Origin of the sequence: Halomonas denitrificans (genome assembly GCA_019800895.1) — a bacterium.
GTDB lineage: Bacteria > Pseudomonadota > Gammaproteobacteria > Xanthomonadales > Wenzhouxiangellaceae.
In genome coordinates this window covers 326,079-343,764 of the sequence record JAHVKF010000002.1, presented here as the reverse complement: position 1 = coordinate 343,764, position 17,686 = coordinate 326,079, and the positions used below count along the sequence as shown (strand labels likewise).

The following is a 17,686-nucleotide window of genomic DNA, read 5'->3' as shown; positions in this document are numbered from 1 at the left end:
TGCGGTAAAGAGGTCCTCGAGGATGCGGGCACGATGATCGAACGAAAGCAACATCGTCTGGCGCTGATCGGGGGGCGGGGCTACACCGGGCGCGAGCTGCTTCGCTTGCTGCTGGATCATCCGGCGATCGAACTCGCCGTCGCGTCCAGCGGTGCGCAGGCCGGACAGCCGATCGCCGGGGAGGTCGAGGGCTGGCCCGATCCCGCGCAGGCCTTCGTCGCGCTGGAGCCCGCCGACGTGGCCGAGGTCGACGCCGATGTCTGGGCGCTGGCCGTGCCGAACGGGGCCAGCGCGCCGTGGGTGGGTGCGATCGAAGCCGCGCATCCCGACGCGGTCATCCTCGACTTCGGCGCCGATCACCGCTTCGACACCGACTGGGTCTACGGCCTGACCGAGTTCAATCGCGCCGCTTTGGCCGGCGCCCGGCGCATCAGCAACCCCGGTTGCTACGCCACCGGCGCGCAGTTCGGCCTGCTGCCGGTCCGCGATGCGCTGGCCGCGCCGCCGGTGGTGTTCGGCGTGTCGGGCTACAGCGGCGCCGGACGAACGCCGTCGCCGCGCAACGACCCGGATCGGCTGAAGGACAACCTGATTCCGTACGCGCTGGCGGGGCATGTGCACGAGCGCGAGATCGGTGCCCATCTCGGCCGGCCGGTCCGCTTCCACCCGCATGTCGCGCCGTTCTTCCGCGGCATTTCGCTGACGATCTCGGCGGTGCTGACCGAGCCGGTCACGGCCGACGGCCTGCGCGAGCGCTTCGCATCGGTCTACAAGGACGAGCCGCTGGTCCGGACCGCCGCGGAGGTGCCCGAATTGCGCGACCTCCGTTGCGGTACCGTGCCCCCCTGCGGCCTGGCGATCGGCGGCTTCACCGTCGACGAGCGCGACGGTCACCGGGCGACCTGGGTGGTGGTCCTCGACAACCTGCTCAAGGGTGCGGCCGGCCAGGCATTGCAGAACCTCAACTGCGCGCTCGGCCTGCCTGAACGGAACGGACTGGAGGACCTTGCATGAGCGAGCCGATCTGGAAGAAGAGTGCGAGTGCGGCGGTGCCGGAGGCCGTGATGCGGTTCCTGGCCGGACAGGACGTGGTCCTCGATCGCGAGCTGCTGCCGTTCGATATCCGGGCCAGTCGCGCCCATGCCCGCGGGCTGGCGCGCATCGGTCTGCTGTCCGACGAGCAGGCCGGCGCGATCGGTCGCGAGCTCGACGCCCTGGCCGAGGCCTTCGCCGCCGGCGATTTCGTGCTCGACGAGCGGTTCGAGGACGGCCACTCGGCGATCGAGACCTGGTTGACCGAGCGCCTGGGCGAAACCGGAAAGCGGATTCACGCCGGGCGCTCGCGCAACGACCAGGTCGCGGTGGCGCTCAGGCTGTACCTGCTCGACCGGCTCGATCGCTTGCGCGAAATCGCGCTGGCGATCGCGGATGTGGCGCTGGACCGCGCGGAACGGGAAGCCGACGTGCCGTTGCCCGGCCACACGCACCTGCAGCAGGCCATGCCGAGCTCCCTGGGCCTCTGGTGGGCCGGCCACGCCGAGGCCTTCGTCGACGACGCGGAACTGGCGAAGGCGATCGGCGAGCACCTGAACGCCAGCCCGCTGGGGACCGCCTCTGGGTTCGGCGTCAACCTGGCGCTGGACCGCGACGGCGTGGCGCGCGAACTGGGTTTCGCCCGCCTCGTGGTCAATCCGCAGAACGCCCAGGCCCAGCGCGGCAAGGCCGAACTGCGGGCGCTCGACGCGCTCTCCGCGGCCACCGGCGACCTGCGGCGCCTTTCCTGGGACCTGAGCCTGTTCGCCAGCCAGGAGTTCGACTTCGCCCGGGTCCCGGACGCGTTCTGTACCGGCTCGTCGATCATGCCGAACAAGCACAATCCGGACGCCGTCGAACTGCTGCGCGCGCTGCATGCCACCGTGATCGGCGCGCGGGCCGAGCTGGAATCGGTGCTGTCGCTGCCCTCGGGCTACCAGCGCGACCTGCAGGACACCAAGCCGCCGGTCCTGCGGGCCTTCGCGCGCGGGCTCGAGGGCCTGGCCCTGGTCCCCGGGCTGCTTGCGGGCCTGGACTGGAACCGCGAGCGAATGGCCGCGGCGGTGACGCCGGCCCAGTTCGCGACCGACCGCGCCAACGAACTGGTTGCCGAGGGCCTGTCGTTCCGCGACGCCTACCGGCGGGTCGGCGACGAACTTGCCGCGCTCGAACAACGATCGCCCGGCGACAGCCTGGCCGCGCGCGTCTCCCTGGGCGGCTGCGGCAACCTCGGCCTGGATCGCATCCGCGCGCGCTGGAACGCGCTGCAGCAGGACGACGACTGAGTGCCGCGCGCGGCGCGACGGCAGCCCGTCGATCGGGTATCGTGCAATCGATGGCCGACGACGGCCATCGGGAGGAGGACCACGGACGCGTGACCCGCGATCGATGACCCAGCGACCACCGAATGACCGACGGCAAGCGATGAGCGACGGGCGATGCAGGGCGAACTGACGCTGACCGGCGACATGCTGCTGGTGCTCGCCCTGCTGGGCTTGACCATCTTCGCCTTCGCCACCGAGATCGTCCGCATCGACATTGCCGCGATCTCGATCATGGTCCTGGTCGGCTTGTTCGGACTGGTCCCGGGCGACCAGCTGTTCGACGGCTTCGCGTCCAACGCCGTCATCGCGGTGATCGCGGTGATGGTGCTCGGCGCCGGGCTCGACCGCACGGGCGTGATGAACACGGTCGCCGCTTCGATCGTCCGCTACGGCGGGCGCTCGGAATCCCGCGTGATCGCGATGCTCTGCGGCACCGTCGGCGTGGTTTCGGGCTTCATGCAGAACACCGGTGCGACCGCGCTGTTCCTGCCGGTGACCAGCCGGATCTCGAGCCGCCTCGACATTCCCCTTTCCAGCATGCTGATCCCGATCGGCTTCTGCGCCATCGTCGGCGGCACGCTGACCATGATCGGCTCCTCGCCGCTGATCCTGCTCAACGACCTGATCCAGACCTCCAACCGGTCGTTGCCCCCGGGCGCCGAGGCGCTCCAGCCCTTCGAGATGTTCTCGGTCACCCCGATCGGCATCGCCCTGCTGATCGCCGCGCTGCTGTATTCGCTGTTGGTCGGCCGCCGCCTGCTGCCCAAGACCGGCGGCAAGAAGGCCGCTTCGCCCGGTCGCACGAAGAGTTATTTCGCCGATGTCTACGGCATTACCGGCGACGTCCACGAACTGCTGGTGACCGTGGACTCTCCGCTGGTCGGCATGCGCGTCAACGAGGCCGAGCAGCTCGACGGCGCGCCGCTGCTGCTGGCGATCCAGTCCACTGACGAGCCGCGCCTGGCGCCGCCGGCCGAGGAAATGATCTGGGTCGGCACGGTGCTCGGGGTGATGGGCACGCGGGACCAGGTCGGCCGCTTCGCGGTCGACAACAAGCTCCGTCTCCAGCCTCGCCTTCGGACCTTCGGCAGCCTGTTCAACCCGAGCCGGGCCGGGATCTCCGAGGTCGTCATCCCGCCGGGATCGCGCCTGGTCGGACAGACCATCGCGGACGCGCGGCTGCGGTCGAAGTTCGGCATCTCGGTGCTGGCCATCAATCGCGGCGACGCCATCGTTCGCACCGGGCTTCGCTCGGAGATCCTCCAGGTCGGCGACTGCCTGGTGTCGCACTCGACCTGGCGCGACCTGTCCGCGGTCGCCCGGGACAAGGACTTCATCGTCGCCACCGACATTCCAAAGGAGGAGCAGCGGCCGCAGAAGGTGGGGTTCGCGGTCAGCTTCTTCGCGCTGGCGATGTTCCTGGTCCTCGGCCTGGACTTCAACCTGTCGATCGCGCTGATGGCCGGCGCGATCGGCATGGTGCTGACCGGCGTGCTGAGCATGGACGAGGCCTACCAGGCGGTCAGCTGGAAGACCGTGTTCCTGATGGCCAGCCTGATTCCGCTGGGCTTCGCGATGGAGACGACCGGTACGGCCGCGTGGCTGGTCCAGCAGACTCTGGGCCTGGTCGGCGACGTCGGCGACCTGACCATGCAGATCGCGCTGGCGGTCCTGGCCACGCTGTTCACGCTGGTGATGTCGAACGTCGGGGCCACGGTGCTGCTGGTGCCGATCTCGATCAACATCGCGCTGGCCACCGGCGCCAACCCGGCGGTGTATGCGCTGATCATCGCGCTGGGCACGTCCAACGCGTTCATCCTGCCCACCCATCCGGTCAATGCCCTGATCATGGGACCCGGCGGGTACAAGGTGCGCGACTACATGCGTGTCGGCGGCCTGATGAGCGTGGTCTACGTGACCGCCATGCTGTTGATGATCAACCTGGTGTTCTGATCGGACCGAAGACCGTTCGTTCACTGGCGGTCCAGCGACCGTCCGGGTCCGACCCCCGCGCTACACTAACGTGCCGCGATTCCGAAGAGTCCCGACGATGCCGTATCCGCTGACCCGCATGCGCCGCTCGCGCGCCAACGACTTCGCACGCCGCCTGGTCCGGGAGACCCGCCTGGACGCTTCCGACTTCATCTACCCGGTGTTCGTGCTCGACCGGCAGCGGGGCACCGAGGCGGTGCCGTCGATGCCGGGCGTCGAGCGCCAGGGCCTCGAACCCCTGCTGGCGACCTGCGAACGCGTGGTCGACGCCGGCATTCCGGCCATCGCGCTGTTTCCCGTCATCGGGGCCGAGCTCAAGTCCGACTCCGCCGAGGCGGCCTGGGCCGACGACGGCCTCGTGCCGCGCACGGTGGCCGCGATCAAGGAGCGCTTTCCGGAACTCGGCGTGATGACCGACGTGGCGCTGGATCCCTACACCTCGCACGGCCAGGACGGCCTGCTCGACGACACGGGCCGCATACTCAACGACGAGACCGTGGAGGCCCTGGTCCGCCAGGCCGCCAGCCACGCCGCGGCCGGCGCCGACATCGTCGCGCCCTCGGACATGATGGACGGGCGGATCGGCGCGATCCGCGACCGGCTGGAACGGGACGGGCATCGCGACACGATCATCCTGAGCTACGCGGCGAAGTACGCCTCGGCGTTCTACGGTCCCTTCCGCGACGCGGTCGGCTCGGCGGCCCATCTCGGCGCCGGCGGCAAGGAGACCTACCAGATGGACCCGGGCAACCGCGACGAGGCGCTGCGCGAGGTCGCGCTGGACCTCGACGAGGGCGCCGACTGGGTGATGGTCAAGCCGGCCCTGCCGTATCTCGACGTGATCGCCGACGTGCGCGCCGAGTTCGGCGTGCCGACCTTCGCCTACAACGTCTCCGGCGAGTACGCCATGCTCAAGGCCGCCGCGGCCAACGGCTGGCTGGACGAGCGGAAGGTGGTGCTCGAGAGCCTGACCGCGATCCGCCGGGCCGGCGCCGACGGCATCCTGACCTACCACGCGCTGGACGCGGCCGCCTGGCTGGCCGGATGAGCGCCGCGTCGACGTCCGACCCGATCCGCCTGGCCGTGTTCGGGCACCCGGTCGAGCATTCGCGCTCGCCCGGCATCCACGCCCGCTTCGCCGCGGCGCTGGGGCTGGAAGTCGACTACCGAGCCGTCGATTGCCCGTCCGGGGGGTTGTCCGATGCGCTCGAGCGGTTCCGCGACGCCGGGGGAACGGGCTGCAACCTCACCGTGCCGCTGAAGGCCGAGGGCCTGGCCCTGGCCCGGGCCGCGTCGCCGGCGGCCCGCCAGGCCGGCGCCTGCAACACCCTGACCCTGCACGACGAAGGCTGGCGGGCCGACAACACGGACGGCGCCGGCCTGGTCGCCGACCTCGATCGGCTCGGCCTCGACGTCGCCGGTTCGCGCTTGCTCATCGTCGGCGCCGGCGGCGCGGCGGCCGGCGTGCTCGGCGCGTTGATCGAACGCGGTCCCGCACGGATCGGCATCGTCAACCGCAGCCCGCAGCCCGCCGAGGCGCTGGCGAGTCGCGTGCGCGACGCGGGCATTCCCGTCGAAGTGTTCGATTTCGAAGGCGGGCTGACCGCCGGTGCCTTCGAGTGCGTCGTCCAGTGCACCAGCCTTGGCCACCAGGGCGAGGCGCCGAGGCTGGATCGCGAGTGGCTGGTCGCCGATGCGGCGGCCTACGACCTCAACTACGGTCCCGCACATGCGCCGTTCGCGCACTGGTGCGCGCTGAACCGGGTGCGCTGCTTCGGCGGGTGGGGAATGCTGGTCGAACAGGCCGCGCTGGCCTTCGAGCGATTCACCGGCCAGCGGCCGGCGACGGAATCGTTCTACGACACGCCGGAGTGAACGCGCGCCGGGCGCCGCGGGCGGGGTGCCTTCGCGCCGCGCGCGATCACCACTCGAACAGCTTCCAGTACACCGGCTTGACCGGCTCGAAGGTCTCGTGGCGAAGGTCCAGCAGGCCGTCGCCGGTGGTATCGACCAGGTAGTAGGGCGGGCCCACGGCCGGCGTGATGCGGACCATGTACACCCGGCCGCCGGTGCTGTACTCCTCGACCGTTCGACCGTCTTCCTGGCGAATCACCACGCCGGGCTGGAATTCGTCTTCGGGCTCGCTGACCTTCGGCGGCAGCGGTTCACGGATCGGCGGAGGCGGCGGGGCGTCCGACGGGGGCGGCGACTGCTGGGCGAGAGCCGCCGTACCCGCGACCAGGAGGCCGGTCGAGACGACGCAGTGGATGAAGAACCGGTTCATGGCGTGCTCCCGTTGAGGCCCCTTGATCATTGCCCTTCGCTGTCGGGGAAAGGATAGCAGACCCCGACCTGGCATCGAGTCGGCGCGCGTATCATGGCGGTTCGATCACGCCGCGAAACCGCAATGTCCGCATCCGACGAACGCGACGCCGGAATCCTCTGCCTCGTGGACGGCTCGTCCTATCTCTACCGCGCCTTCCACGCCCTGCCCAGCCTGACCGCAGCCGACGGCCAACCGACCGGCGCCATCTTCGGTGTGGCGAACATGATCCGGCGGCTGGTCAAGGAGCGGTCGCCGGCCGGCCTGGTGGTGATCTTCGATGCGCCGGGCAGGACCTTCCGTCACGAGGCCTATGCCGATTACAAGGCCAATCGACCGTCGATGCCCGACGACCTCCGGCGCCAGATCGAACCGTTGCACGAACTCATCGATGCGCTCGGCGTGCCGCGCGTGGCGATCGAGGGCGTCGAGGCCGACGACGTGATCGCCACGCTGGTCCGCCGGGCACGGGCCGCGGGCCGGCCGGTGCTGATCTCGTCGGGCGACAAGGACCTGGCCCAGCTGGTCGGCGACGGCGTGGTTCTCGAGGACACGATGCAGGACAAGCGCTACGACCCCGAGGCCGTGCGGGAGAAATTCGGCGTCGGACCCGAGCGGGTCGGCGATTTCCTGGCCCTGACCGGCGATGCCTCGGACAACATTCCCGGGGTCGAGAAATGCGGCCCCAAGACCGCGGCGAAGTGGCTGGACAAGTACGGCGATCTCGAAGGAGTGATCGAGAACGCCGACGACATCGGCGGCAAGATCGGCGAGAACCTGCGCGCGGCCCTGGACCAGCTGCCGCTGTCGCGCCGGCTCGTTGCCCTGAAGGACGATGTCGAACTGGACTTCGACCTCGATGCGCTGGCCCCCGCGGAGCCCGAGCACGACCGGCTGGCCGACCTGCTCAAGCGCTTCGGCTTCACGACCTGGCTGCGCCAGTTGGACGAAGGCGGTGAGGAGAGCGAAGGTTCCGACGGCGCGGGTCCCGCATCGGGCGACGCGGCGGTCGAGGTCGAGACCGTGACCACCCGGGCGCAGCTCGATGCACTGGTCGAGGTCCTGGGCGCGGCCGAGCTGATCGCCTTCGACACGGAGACGACAAGCCTCGAGCCGCTCGACGCCGACCTGGTCGGTTTCTCCTTTGCCGTCGAGCCCGGTCGCGCGTGGTACGTGCCGGTCGGTCACGTCGACCAGGACACGGAATTCGATCGCGACGAGGCGATCGAGGCGCTGAAGCCGGTGCTGGAAGATGCCGACCGGCCGAAGCTCGCCCACCACACCAAGTACGACCTCAACGTGCTCGACCGGGCCGGCGTGACGCTGGCCGGCGTGGCCCATGACACGATGCTCGAGTCGTACTGCTACAACGCGACCGCCACCCGTCACGACCTGGACTCGCTGGCCGGACGCTACCTCGGACGGACCACCATCCCCTACGAGCAGGTCGCAGGGAAGGGCAAGCAGCAGGTCACCTTCGACCGGGTGCCGGTCGCCCAGGCCGCCGAATACGCCGGCGAGGACGCGGAGGTGTGTATCGCGCTGCATCGCAGCCTGTGGCCGGACCTGTCGAAGACCGAGCGGGTGCGCGACGTCTACCGCGACCTGGAGATCCCGCTGATCGGGGTCCTCGCGCGGATGGAACGTACCGGGGTGCTGATCGATGCCGACCGGCTCGCCGCCCAGAGCGCCGAGCTCGCCGAGCGCATGGACGCGATCCAGGAGCAGGCGTGGAAGGCTGCCGGGGGCGAGTTCAACCTGGGCTCGCCGAAGCAGCTGCAGGAAATCCTGTTCGAGAAGCTCGAGATTCCCGTCGTGCGCAAGACGCCGAAGGGGCAGCCGTCGACCGCCGAGGACGTGCTCCAGGAGCTGGCCGCCGAGCACGAGCTGCCGCGGCTGATTCTCGAGCATCGCGGCCTGTCGAAGCTCAAGAGCACCTACACCGATCGCCTGCCGGAGAAGGTGCGCGACGACACGGGCCGGATCCACACCCACTACCACCAGGCCAGCACGGCGACGGGCCGTCTGTCCTCGACCGACCCGAACCTGCAGAACATCCCGATCCGCACCGAGCAGGGTCGACGCATCCGCAAGGCCTTCGTCGCGCCCGAGGGCTGGAAGGTGCTGGCCGCCGACTATTCGCAGATCGAGCTTCGGATCATGGCCCACCTGTCCGGCGACGACGGCCTCAAGCGCGCGTTCGCCGCCGGCGAGGACATCCACCGCGCGACCGCGGCCGAGGTGTTCGGGCGCGCCGTCGACGAGGTGGACGGCGACCAGCGGCGCGCGGCCAAGGCGATCAATTTCGGCCTGATGTACGGCATGAGCGCGTGGGGGCTGGCGAAACAGCTGGAGACCGACCGCGACACCGCGTCGGAGTACATCGACACCTACTTCGCCCGCTATCCGGGCGTGCGCGAGTTCATGGACGCGACCCGCAGGCAGGCGAAGAAGGACGGCTACGTCGAAACCCTCGCCGGGCGGCGCCTGTGGTTGGCCGAGATCCGGTCGCGCAACCGTCAGCGACAGCAGGCCGCTGAACGCGCGGCGATCAATGCCCCGCTGCAGGGCACGGCGGCCGACATCATCAAGCGCGCGATGATCGACGTCGATGGCTGGCTGAGCGGCCAGGACGCCCCGGCCCGGCTGATCATGCAGGTCCACGACGAACTGGTCCTCGAAGTGCGCGAGGACGCGATCGATGAAGTCCGCGCCGGCATCACCGAGCGGATGGAGTCGGCGGCCGAGCTGGCGGTGGACCTGCTGGTCGAAGTGGGCGTCGGCGAGGACTGGGAAAGCGCTCACTAGCCGGGGAGCGGTTCCCGATCCCCTGTGCCGAAAGGTGCCCGGGCACTTCCCGGGTGACTCCCTGCGAGCCCCCGTCAGGCGTGGCTGACGGCGGGAACCGGCCAACCCGGATCAGAGCCGCCGCCTGTGGGAGTGAGCTCGCGAGCGAGCCGATCGATCGAGATCATGAACACCGGCGATTGCCGGCGAGCTCGCTCCCTCAGCGATCCGCGAAGACGCCGCCGACCCCGACCGAGGCGGGATCCCCCTGCCGACCGGCACTGGGCGACGGAAGGAATCCGGTGCACCCTGTAACCCCTCCCTCTCCTCACGCGTATACCGGGCATGAGACGGCGATTCGAACAGCTCGTGGACGCCCACGGCCCCCGCCTGCGCCACCTGGCGCTGGCGCTGCTGGGGCGCGTCGACGAAGCCGACGACGTCGTCCAGGACACGCTGATCAAGCTGTGGGACCACCTCGCGCGCATCGAGACAGGGTCCGAACTGCCGTGGCTGCTGACCTGCACCCGCAATGCCTGCCTCGACCGCCTGCGCGGCCGCACCCGCACCCGCGGCGTGCTACTGAAGCTGGTCGGGGAGCGCGATGCGGCCGATGAGGCGCCGGAGGGTCCGGCGGAACTGGCCGACAGCGAGCGGCGACGCCGGACGCTCCGGGACGCCGTCGCCCGGATGCCCGAACCCGGACGCAGTCTGCTGATCCTGCGCGACCTGCAGGACGTCGACGTCGCGACCACGGCGCGCACGCTCGAGCTCAGCGAGAACCAGGTCAAGGTCTACACGTTTCGCGCCCGTCGCGCCCTGCGGCGGTTGCTGGAGGAAGAGCTGCATGAACAGGTCGCCTGATCACCGCAACGATCGCCGCAACGATCACCGTAACGGTCGGCCGAGCGACGCCGAACTCGAGACCCGGCTGCGCGCTGCGGGGACGCCGCCGCAGGACCGCGATCTCGCCGCCGACTGGGCGCTGCGACGCGAGCTGGCCGAGCTGGGCCCCGACCATGGGCTGCCGACGGCGCTCCGCCGCGCCGTTCTTCGGCATGCCGCGGTTCATCCGCGCCGGAGCACGCGACGCTGGCCGGGGCTCCCGGTCGCGCTGGCGGCCGGCCTGGCCGGCGTACTGGTCCTGGTTGCGGCGCTGCGGCCGGGCGGGCCGGAGCCGTCGCCGGTCTCGACCACGAACGCCGAGCAGCTCCAGCTGGCCCTGGTCACGCTCGACCGGACGTCGCGCCGAGCCCTGGCCCTGGCCGGCCGAGGGGTTCGCGAGCATCTCGACCGCCCCGAGGATTTTCTTCGGATCGAGCTCCAGGAGCTGCCTTACGGGCACCTGCTCGACTCGTTCCGTCTTGCCCCGCACCACCCACCGGAACCCACCCAGGAGAGTTGAAATGAAACCACTTCGAATTGCCCTGCTGCTGCTCACCGTCCCCTTCGCGACCTCTGCCCTGGCCCAGGCACCGGGCCAGGTCGATCTCGAACCGGTCAAGAAGGTGTTCGGGACCGGACCGACGGTCAACCTGAATTTCGGCAGCACGATGATCCAGGGCCTGGCCGAAGGCTTCCGCGGCACGAATGCCGATATCGCGGACCTGATCAGCGGCGTTTCCGGCCTGCGCGTGATGGTCTTCGAAGACGTCGACGGCACGCAGGCCCGGGCCTTCGTATCCGACACGGCGTTCGAGCTCGGCAACGAGGGCTGGACCCCGGCGGTCGAGGTCCGGGACGATTCCGATCACGTCGACATCTACATCAAGGAGTCGGGTGAGTTCGTCGATGGCATCGTCCTGATGGTCACCGAGTCGAGCGGCGATGCGGTGTTCATCAACGTCTTCGGCGCGCTCGACCCGGTGTTCATCGGCAAGACCCTCGGCGGCGGGATCGACTTCTCCGACTTCGACCTCGAGGAACTGATGAACGCCGGCAACGGCAACGGCGACGACGACAGCTGATCGTCCACGAGCCCCGACGCCGGTCCCCGGACCGGTGCTGCCCGGCCGGCCGCCCTGCGCGGCCGGCTTTTTTGTGGCTACCGCGGATGAACGCGGACGAAAACCAGGAAGGCAAAGGCTCCAAGTGAACTCGGCTACCCGGAATAGCGAGATCGAGCGGGCCGAGAACAGGCGGGCCGGCAATGGAACGGCCCGGCAAGCGGAGCTGAACGTTTCGGTTTACTCAAATCGAACGAAGTGCGAATGCGCCGTCCGCGATCGTGAAGGTCGAAAGCCGCTGTGCTCTGGCTCTGCTTTGCGAGGTCTTGGGTGACCGGAAAGATTGCCGAACGGCGAATGTCCGAGTCCTGAGGTGTGCGCATTCCTGCTGATCGGCGGACGATGCATCCGGGGCTCGACCGTCTTTTGTCACGGCGCGGTCCTTGATCTGTCTGGCTGGCAACCGTCCATCCCGATCCCCCGGGCTTCACGCAGATGCTGAGGTTCTATCTGCGTCCATCTGCGGTAAAAATCGATGAATTCGCTCAAGGTCGATGCGGGCGGGCGAGGTAGTCCTTGCTCTGCATTTCGACCAGCCGGGAGCGGGTCCGCTGGAATGGGGCGGAGAGCTTCTTGCCGGTGTAGAGCTCGTCGATCCCGGTCTCGGCCGAGGCGATCAGCTTCACGTTGCGGTCGTAGCAGGCGTCGACCAGGTGGATGAAGCGCCGGGCGGCGTTGTTGTCGTCATCGTCCAGCTGCGGCACGTTGGCGACCAGCAGCGTCGAGAAGCGGTAGGTCAGTTCCAGGTAGTCGCCGGACGAACGGGCGCCCCGGCACAGTTCGTCGAACTCGAACCAGGCCAGCGAACCGGCCCGGGCGCGCGCCTCCATCGGCCGGCCCCGGACGGTCAGCGTGACGTGCTGCTCGGTCTCCACCTTGGGCGACAGGGCGCGAAACTCGTCGATCAGCTGCCGGTCGGCGGCCGCGTCGTTGGGCGTCAGCCAGGTCGGGTGTCGGGCCAGTTCGCGCAGGCGGAAATCCTCGGCGGCGTCGAGTTCGACGACCTCGCAATGGGCATGGATCTGCTCGATCGCCGGCAGGAACCGCTGGCGCTGCAGACCGCCTGCGTACAGGTCGTCCGGCGCGGTGTTGCTGGTCGCGACCAGCGTGATTCCGAGCTCGAACCACTGGCGCGTGAGTTCGCCCAGCAGCATGGCGTCGGCGATGTCCTCGACGTGGAACTCGTCAAAGCAGATCACCCGGGTACGCTTGCGTAAGTCCCGGGCGATCGCGTCCAGCGGACGCTGACGCTGGCCCAGGCCTTTCAGCCGCGCATGGACATCGTCCATGAACCGGTGGAAATGCGCCCGCTCGACCGCTTCGCCGCTGTCCTCGAGCGCGTCGACGAACAGGTCCATCAGAAGCGTCTTGCCGCGGCCGACGCGGCCGTGGAGGTACAGGCCGGGCACCGCTTCGGGCTTGCGGAACCAGCGAGGGCGAGCGGCCTGGAGGCGTTCGAAGCAGCGCTGCAGCTTGCCGGCGACGGCCCCCTGGGCGTCGTCCGGCTGCAGGCGACCGGCCTCGACCAGCGCGCGATGGCGCTCGGCGGGCCCGGGGCAGGAGGAGGAGACCGGCACGGCGGAGCGGGATACGCTCAGGGCAGGTGGTTGGCGACCGCGTTCTTGATCAGCCCGCGCAGGTCCATCAGGCGGCGGTGGAAGAAGTGCCCGCTGCCTTCCATGACGACGAGCTCGGGCGGATCGTCCAGCGCCTCGGCCCAGGACACCACCGCGTCCGGCGACACGACTTCGTCTTCGTCGCCCTGGACCACCAGCCACGGCGCGTTCGGCGGCAGCAGGTCGGCGAAGCCGTAGCGCTCGACGGGCGGGGCAATCGAAATCAGCATCCGCACCGGCTGGTCCTGCGCGGCCCGCAGTGCGATCCAGGAGCCGAAGGAGAATCCGGCCAGCCAGAGATCGGTGTCCGGGCGCGTGCGCCGGACCCAGTCGATCACGGCGAGCAGGTCCTCGAGCTCCCCCTCGCCGTCGTCGAACTCGCCCTCGCTGTCGCCCACGCCGCGAAAATTGAACCGCACGGTGGCCAGCCCCGACTCGCGCAGGCTGCGCTCCATGATCGTCACCACCTTGTTGCGCAGCGTGCCGCCGTGCTGCGGGTGCGGGTGGCACAGGACCGCGGTGGCCGGCCGGGTCTGGTCGGGCTCCGGAACGTCCGTGATGCATTCGAGGCGGCCGGCCGGGCCGCTCAGGAAGAACTCGGTCTGCTCGTCCGGAAACGTTTCGGGGTCGATGGGCCGTTGGCTGGTCATTGCGCGTCGTTCATGGATGAGGGGTCGTTCGGGAGCGGTGCACCGGGGCGGAGTCCGGGAGCGGTGGTCGACCGCCGTGCGCCTTGTCACCGCCAGCGTGCCGACGCATGATAACCCGCATCCGGGCCACTGCGCCGGTGGGGCGTAGCGGCCCCGGAGCGCCCGGTTTACGCCCGAACGAGTGCCACCTGCATGAACCACCTCGCCCACCTGGTGCTGGCCGGCCGCGACCCGGACGATCGACTCGGCGCGCTGCTCGGCGACCACGTCAAGGGCCGGCTCGAGGCCGTCGACCTGTCCCCCGGCCTGGTTCGCGGCATCCGGCTGCATCGGCGGATCGATGCCTGGTCGGACAGCGACCCGGCAGTGACCGGCCTGCTGGCCCGGTTCCGTCCGCCATGGCGGCGCTACGGCGGGATCGTTCTCGACGTACTGTTCGACCGGGAGCTATCGAAGCGGTGGGGAGAATTCGGTCCCCGGCCGCGGGCGGAATTCGGGCGCGAAGTCGATTCGCTCCTTGCCGAGCGTCGGGGCGAGCTTCCGCCGCGATTGGCCCGCTTCGCGGATTGGGCGGCGGCCGTGGGGCTGTGGACCCGACTGGACGACCGGGCGCTGCTGCATGACATCTTCGGTCTCATCGCGCGCCGTCACGGTCGAGCCGAGCCGCTGGCCCGGGGCCTGGAGCTGCTCGATCGGCACGAGGCGGCCATCGGCCGGGCCTTCGACGAACTGTTCCCACGCCTGCAGTCGCGGGCGCGAGAATTTCTCGATGCGGAGCGGGGACGCCCGGGCTAGCCTTCGGCGGGCCGGAGACCGCCGAACCCCGCGCCTTCGCCGGGGGGGCGGCTTACTGGACCTGCGCGAGCATGTACTCGACGGAGGCCCGAACCTGCTCGTCGCTGAGGTCGGAGCGGCCGCCCTTGGCCGGCATCACGCCGATGCCGTTGATCGCGTGATCGACCAGCGTGTCTTCGCCCTTGGGCAGACGATCGGTCCAGTCGGCCGCGACCAGCATCGGCGCGCCGGCTGCGCCGGAATCGTGGCAGGCCGCGCAGACGCGGTCGTAGATCATCGCACCGTCGAGACTGCCATCGAAGGCCACCTGCGGGGCCGCACCGGCGCTGGCGGTTTCCGCCGCCGCCATTGCGGCAGCGCGCCCGGTTTCACCGGCATAGACGCCGGCGACCGGCTGGATGCGCGCGGAAATGGCCTCGACGCGGGCGGGGTTGTCGTGCTGGCCCAGCGTCTTGTGGAACTGGAACGCCACCAGGATCATGACGATGGCGAAGATCGCCAGGGCCACGATCACCAGGCTGAACCGCTTGAGAAAGATTCGATCGTCGTTTGCGCTCACGCACTACCTCGCATGGATTCTGAGCGGGTCTTCGGGAGATCCACCTCCCGCTGACCCACGCGAACTCGGGTCCGGATTCGTCGGTCTGGATCGTTGATGGGCCGCGCCACCGCCGTTCCGGCGATCGGCCATTCGATCCAGCCCGACATTATAAACGGTGCCGCGGAGCGGAAGCGCACGTGATCTTCGCGTAAGGCCCCGTACCGGGGTGCGACGTCGCGATCCGCGAAGGTGTGATCCGCGTCGCAGATTCGTCCCGCGCGGCCGGAATGCGGGCACCGGCCGGACCGTTCAGCGCGCCGGATCGACCGTTCGTCAGGGGAGAGTGGCGCTTGCCACCGATTCGTGGATGATGGCATGCAGGACACTTTCGGGTAGTTGCGCCATGTCGAAGGCCACGATGAACCAGCGCGGGTTCACGCTGATGGAACTGCTGATCGCCATCGCCTTGCTGGCGATCGTGACCACCGCGGCGCTGCCGGCGTTCACGACCTTCATCCAGAACAACCGGCTCACCGGCCAGACCAACGAGCTGGTGACGGCGTTCCAGTTCGCCCGCTCGGAGGCCCTGAAGCGGGCCGACCCGATCACCGTCTGTTCCAGTTCGGACGGCGAAGACTGCGGCGGCAGCTGGAACGAGGGCTGGATGGTGATCGCCAACCGCGGCGCCGGCGATGAAGAAGTGCTGCGGGTCTGGGGTTCGCCCGGGGCCGACTTCCAGTTCGATCCGGCCGGTGGATCGGTCGACTTCGAGGCCAACGGCTTCGCCTCGGCCGCGCTGACCATCGAGCTCGACCTGGACAACTGCACCGCGGACAACGCGCGGCGGGTCCTCATCGAACGCACGGGCCGGGTCGGCTCCGAACGCTTCGACTGCAGCTGATCGCGGCGCTGCGACCCATCGCTTCGACCCATGGCTGTCGCGAACCCGAGCGTTGCTCGAACGAATCAACCGAGGTACATGACTCGATGAACAGATCCTATCTCGCGGGCCGCACGCCCCCCTGCGCCGCTCACCGCCAGAAGGGCGTGACCCTGATCGAGGTGCTGATCGCGCTGCTCGTGCTCGGCATCGGCCTGCTCGGCGTGGCCGCCATCCAGGGCTTTTCGCTGCAGGCCAACCAGATTTCCTACGTGCGAACGCAGGCGACCAACCTGGCCTACGAGCTGGCCGACCACGCTCGCGCCCACCGGTCGATGATCGCAGCCAGCGGCAACGTTCCGAACGCCGGCTACTGGAGCACCCGAGCGGCGCAGTTGCTGCCCCAGGGCGAGATCGACACCGCCGTGACCAACGCCGCGACCGACGGCATCGTCGAAATCACGGTCACCTGGCTCGACGACCGCGAAGAGAACAGCACGGCCGAATTCACCTTCCAGACCCGGATCTGATGCCGGGCCGGAATCGAAGGAGCGAACATTCGATGATTTCAGACCAGTCCATTCAAGCACCCGTTCGACAGCGAGGCCTGAGTCTCGTCGAGCTGATGGTCGCCCTGACGCTGGGGCTGCTGTTGACCGCCGGCATGATCCAGCTGTTCGGCTCGACCAAGCTCACGTTCCAGACCAACGACGCCGCGGCCCGGGTGCAGGAGAACGGCCGCTTCGCCATGGAGCTGCTCAAGCGCGACCTTCGCACCGCGGGCACGCACGGCTTCTGCGCCGCGCGGATCGAGATCACGAACCATCTCGACGAGTCCTGCGGCGGCGGAGTCTCGGACTTCTTCGACCCGAATCGGGCCGTCGTCGGCTGGGAATACGATGGCACCGGAATCGGCGACGATTACACGCTGCCGACCAACCTCGACCCCTCGGGCGCGTCGGCGGGCGACTGGACCTCGACCTCGGACCAGGGCACGCTGCCCGACGTGCTCGACGGCCTCGTCGTGCCCGGCTCCGACGTCCTCGTGGCGCGGTCGATGAACGTCATCCCGGGGCTCACCGCCGACCCCGGCGTGCCGAACAACACGAACCAAGCGTCGATCAACCTGCTGAGCGCCCACGGCCTGCCCGACGACGCGATCGTGCTGGTGACCAACTGCGCCACGGGGGCCGACCTGTTCCAGAACCGGACCAACGCCAATGCCTCGGCGTTCTCCGCCGGCTCCGGGTCCTGCTCGAACCCCGGTCCGGGCAACGTCAACATCGATTGGTCCACGTCCTACGATGATTCGATGCAGACCTTCACGGTGGGTGCCACCGCGTACTACGTCGGTCTCAATGCAAACACCGGCGAACCCGCGTTGTATCGCTACAACCTAACTACCGGCACCAACGGCTCCGCGGCCGGCCCGGAAGAGCTCGTCCAGGGCGTGGAGTCGATGCAGGTGCTCTACGGCTTCAGCGCTGCCGCGCCGGCCGGGGACGGCCAGAGCGTGGACAACTGGCTCCGCGCGGACCAGGTGCCGGCCGACGGCTGGGGCCAGGTGCTCGCGCTGCGCGTCGCGCTCAGCATCCGCTCGCCCGAGAATGCCGACGGCGACCAGAACACGGTGGTCCTGGACCTGTCCGGGGCCAATATCTCCGCCGACGGTGACGGCCGCCTGCGCCAACCCTTTTCCACCACGGTTGCCCTGCGCAACCGGCTGATCGTGATCTGAC

17 protein-coding genes are annotated in these 17,686 nt (G+C 69.2%); 13 read left to right on the top strand and 4 right to left on the bottom strand.

Going from position 1 to position 17,686, the window contains the following annotated elements; all coding sequences use genetic code 11:
- Positions 1 to 33: 33 nt before the first annotated feature.
- The 5 genes from argC (at position 34) to aroE (ending at position 6,224) form a co-directional block, all read left to right on the top strand.
- On the top strand, positions 34 to 1,014 hold the full coding sequence (gene argC, locus KUV67_05665; protein ID MBY6204357.1) for an N-acetyl-gamma-glutamyl-phosphate reductase: 981 nt from the start codon (positions 34 to 36) through the stop codon (positions 1,012 to 1,014).
- The gene (argH, locus tag KUV67_05660; GenBank protein MBY6204356.1) at positions 1,011 to 2,318 is read left to right on the top strand and encodes an argininosuccinate lyase; all 1,308 of its coding nucleotides are present in this window, start codon (positions 1,011 to 1,013) and stop codon (positions 2,316 to 2,318) included. The genes argC and argH overlap by 4 nt, the downstream gene beginning before the upstream one ends.
- A 153-nt stretch (positions 2,319 to 2,471) precedes the next feature.
- On the top strand, positions 2,472 to 4,310 hold the full coding sequence (locus KUV67_05655) for an SLC13 family permease (GenBank protein ID MBY6204355.1): 1,839 nt from the start codon (positions 2,472 to 2,474) through the stop codon (positions 4,308 to 4,310).
- A 97-nt stretch (positions 4,311 to 4,407) separates the two neighbouring features.
- Positions 4,408 to 5,397: a porphobilinogen synthase gene (gene hemB, locus KUV67_05650; protein MBY6204354.1), complete on the top strand. Its 990-nt coding sequence runs from the start codon at positions 4,408 to 4,410 to the stop codon at positions 5,395 to 5,397.
- Positions 5,394 to 6,224, top strand: coding sequence for a shikimate dehydrogenase (gene aroE, locus KUV67_05645; GenBank protein ID MBY6204353.1), 831 nt, complete (start codon positions 5,394 to 5,396; stop codon positions 6,222 to 6,224). The genes hemB and aroE overlap by 4 nt, the downstream gene beginning before the upstream one ends.
- 46 nt (positions 6,225 to 6,270) lie before the next feature.
- On the opposite strand, the gene KUV67_05640 is transcribed toward aroE, so the two are convergent.
- On the bottom strand, positions 6,271 to 6,633 hold the full coding sequence (locus tag KUV67_05640) for a DUF2782 domain-containing protein (GenBank protein MBY6204352.1): 363 nt from the start codon (positions 6,631 to 6,633) through the stop codon (positions 6,271 to 6,273).
- A gap of 123 nt (positions 6,634 to 6,756) precedes the next feature.
- Between KUV67_05640 and polA the strand changes: the two genes are divergently transcribed.
- The 4 genes from polA (at position 6,757) to KUV67_05620 (ending at position 11,426) form a co-directional block, all read left to right on the top strand.
- Complete coding sequence (gene polA / locus KUV67_05635) at positions 6,757 to 9,480, top strand: DNA polymerase I (GenBank protein ID MBY6204351.1); 2,724 nt, start codon at positions 6,757 to 6,759, stop codon at positions 9,478 to 9,480.
- 324 nt (positions 9,481 to 9,804) lie between these two features.
- Entirely contained in the window at positions 9,805 to 10,323 is a 519-nt protein-coding gene (locus KUV67_05630) for an RNA polymerase sigma factor (GenBank protein ID MBY6204350.1), read from the top strand.
- Positions 10,307 to 10,864, top strand: a complete 558-nt coding sequence (locus KUV67_05625) for a hypothetical protein (GenBank protein ID MBY6204349.1) — start codon at positions 10,307 to 10,309, stop codon at positions 10,862 to 10,864. The genes KUV67_05630 and KUV67_05625 overlap by 17 nt, the downstream gene beginning before the upstream one ends.
- A gap of 1 nt (position 10,865) precedes the next feature.
- The gene (locus tag KUV67_05620) at positions 10,866 to 11,426 is read left to right on the top strand and encodes a DUF4252 domain-containing protein (protein ID MBY6204348.1); all 561 of its coding nucleotides are present in this window, start codon (positions 10,866 to 10,868) and stop codon (positions 11,424 to 11,426) included.
- Positions 11,427 to 11,950: 524 nt separating this feature from the next.
- Here KUV67_05620 and KUV67_05615 read toward each other — a convergent pair.
- Positions 11,951 to 13,042, bottom strand: a complete 1,092-nt coding sequence (locus tag KUV67_05615; protein MBY6204347.1) for an AFG1 family ATPase — start codon at positions 13,040 to 13,042, stop codon at positions 11,951 to 11,953.
- A gap of 17 nt (positions 13,043 to 13,059) precedes the next feature.
- On the bottom strand, positions 13,060 to 13,731 hold the full coding sequence (locus KUV67_05610) for an alpha/beta fold hydrolase (protein ID MBY6204346.1): 672 nt from the start codon (positions 13,729 to 13,731) through the stop codon (positions 13,060 to 13,062).
- Positions 13,732 to 13,923: 192 nt separating this feature from the next.
- On the opposite strand from KUV67_05610, the gene KUV67_05605 reads away from it, so the two are divergent.
- On the top strand, positions 13,924 to 14,526 hold the full coding sequence (locus tag KUV67_05605; protein ID MBY6204345.1) for a DUF479 domain-containing protein: 603 nt from the start codon (positions 13,924 to 13,926) through the stop codon (positions 14,524 to 14,526).
- Between the two features lie 52 nt (positions 14,527 to 14,578).
- Here KUV67_05605 and KUV67_05600 read toward each other — a convergent pair whose 3' ends face one another.
- Complete coding sequence (locus tag KUV67_05600) at positions 14,579 to 14,875, bottom strand: c-type cytochrome (GenBank protein ID MBY6204344.1); 297 nt, start codon at positions 14,873 to 14,875, stop codon at positions 14,579 to 14,581.
- Between the two features lie 595 nt (positions 14,876 to 15,470).
- On the opposite strand from KUV67_05600, the gene KUV67_05595 reads away from it, so the two are divergent.
- From KUV67_05595 to KUV67_05585, 3 genes are all read left to right on the top strand, one after another.
- Entirely contained in the window at positions 15,471 to 15,968 is a 498-nt protein-coding gene (locus KUV67_05595) for a GspH/FimT family pseudopilin (protein MBY6204343.1), read from the top strand.
- Between the two features lie 86 nt (positions 15,969 to 16,054).
- Positions 16,055 to 16,477, top strand: a complete 423-nt coding sequence (gene pilV / locus KUV67_05590) for a type IV pilus modification protein PilV (GenBank protein MBY6204342.1) — start codon at positions 16,055 to 16,057, stop codon at positions 16,475 to 16,477.
- A gap of 32 nt (positions 16,478 to 16,509) precedes the next feature.
- Positions 16,510 to 17,685: a PilW family protein gene (locus KUV67_05585; GenBank protein ID MBY6204341.1), complete on the top strand. Its 1,176-nt coding sequence runs from the start codon at positions 16,510 to 16,512 to the stop codon at positions 17,683 to 17,685.
- The last annotated feature ends 1 nt before the right edge of the window (position 17,686 follow it).

Excerpts from the sequence above, each read along its gene's own strand:
- argC (MBY6204357.1), top strand. The coding sequence starts at position 34 with ATGATCGAACGAAAGCAACATCGTCTGGCGCTGATCGGGGGGCGGGGC.
- argH (MBY6204356.1), top strand. The coding sequence starts at position 1,011 with ATGAGCGAGCCGATCTGGAAGAAGAGTGCGAGTGCGGCGGTGCCGGAG.
- KUV67_05655 (MBY6204355.1), top strand. The coding sequence starts at position 2,472 with ATGCAGGGCGAACTGACGCTGACCGGCGACATGCTGCTGGTGCTCGCC.
- hemB (MBY6204354.1), top strand. The coding sequence starts at position 4,408 with ATGCCGTATCCGCTGACCCGCATGCGCCGCTCGCGCGCCAACGACTTC.
- aroE (MBY6204353.1), top strand. The coding sequence starts at position 5,394 with ATGAGCGCCGCGTCGACGTCCGACCCGATCCGCCTGGCCGTGTTCGGG.
- KUV67_05640 (MBY6204352.1), bottom strand. The coding sequence starts at position 6,633 with ATGAACCGGTTCTTCATCCACTGCGTCGTCTCGACCGGCCTCCTGGTC.
- polA (MBY6204351.1), top strand. The coding sequence starts at position 6,757 with ATGTCCGCATCCGACGAACGCGACGCCGGAATCCTCTGCCTCGTGGAC.
- KUV67_05630 (MBY6204350.1), top strand. The coding sequence starts at position 9,805 with ATGAGACGGCGATTCGAACAGCTCGTGGACGCCCACGGCCCCCGCCTG.
- KUV67_05625 (MBY6204349.1), top strand. The coding sequence starts at position 10,307 with ATGAACAGGTCGCCTGATCACCGCAACGATCGCCGCAACGATCACCGT.
- KUV67_05620 (MBY6204348.1), top strand. The coding sequence starts at position 10,866 with ATGAAACCACTTCGAATTGCCCTGCTGCTGCTCACCGTCCCCTTCGCG.
- KUV67_05610 (MBY6204346.1), bottom strand. The coding sequence starts at position 13,731 with ATGACCAGCCAACGGCCCATCGACCCCGAAACGTTTCCGGACGAGCAG.
- KUV67_05605 (MBY6204345.1), top strand. The coding sequence starts at position 13,924 with ATGAACCACCTCGCCCACCTGGTGCTGGCCGGCCGCGACCCGGACGAT.
- KUV67_05600 (MBY6204344.1), bottom strand. The coding sequence starts at position 14,875 with ATGGCGGCGGCGGAAACCGCCAGCGCCGGTGCGGCCCCGCAGGTGGCC.
- KUV67_05595 (MBY6204343.1), top strand. The coding sequence starts at position 15,471 with ATGTCGAAGGCCACGATGAACCAGCGCGGGTTCACGCTGATGGAACTG.
- pilV (MBY6204342.1), top strand. The coding sequence starts at position 16,055 with ATGAACAGATCCTATCTCGCGGGCCGCACGCCCCCCTGCGCCGCTCAC.
- KUV67_05585 (MBY6204341.1), top strand. The coding sequence starts at position 16,510 with ATGATTTCAGACCAGTCCATTCAAGCACCCGTTCGACAGCGAGGCCTG.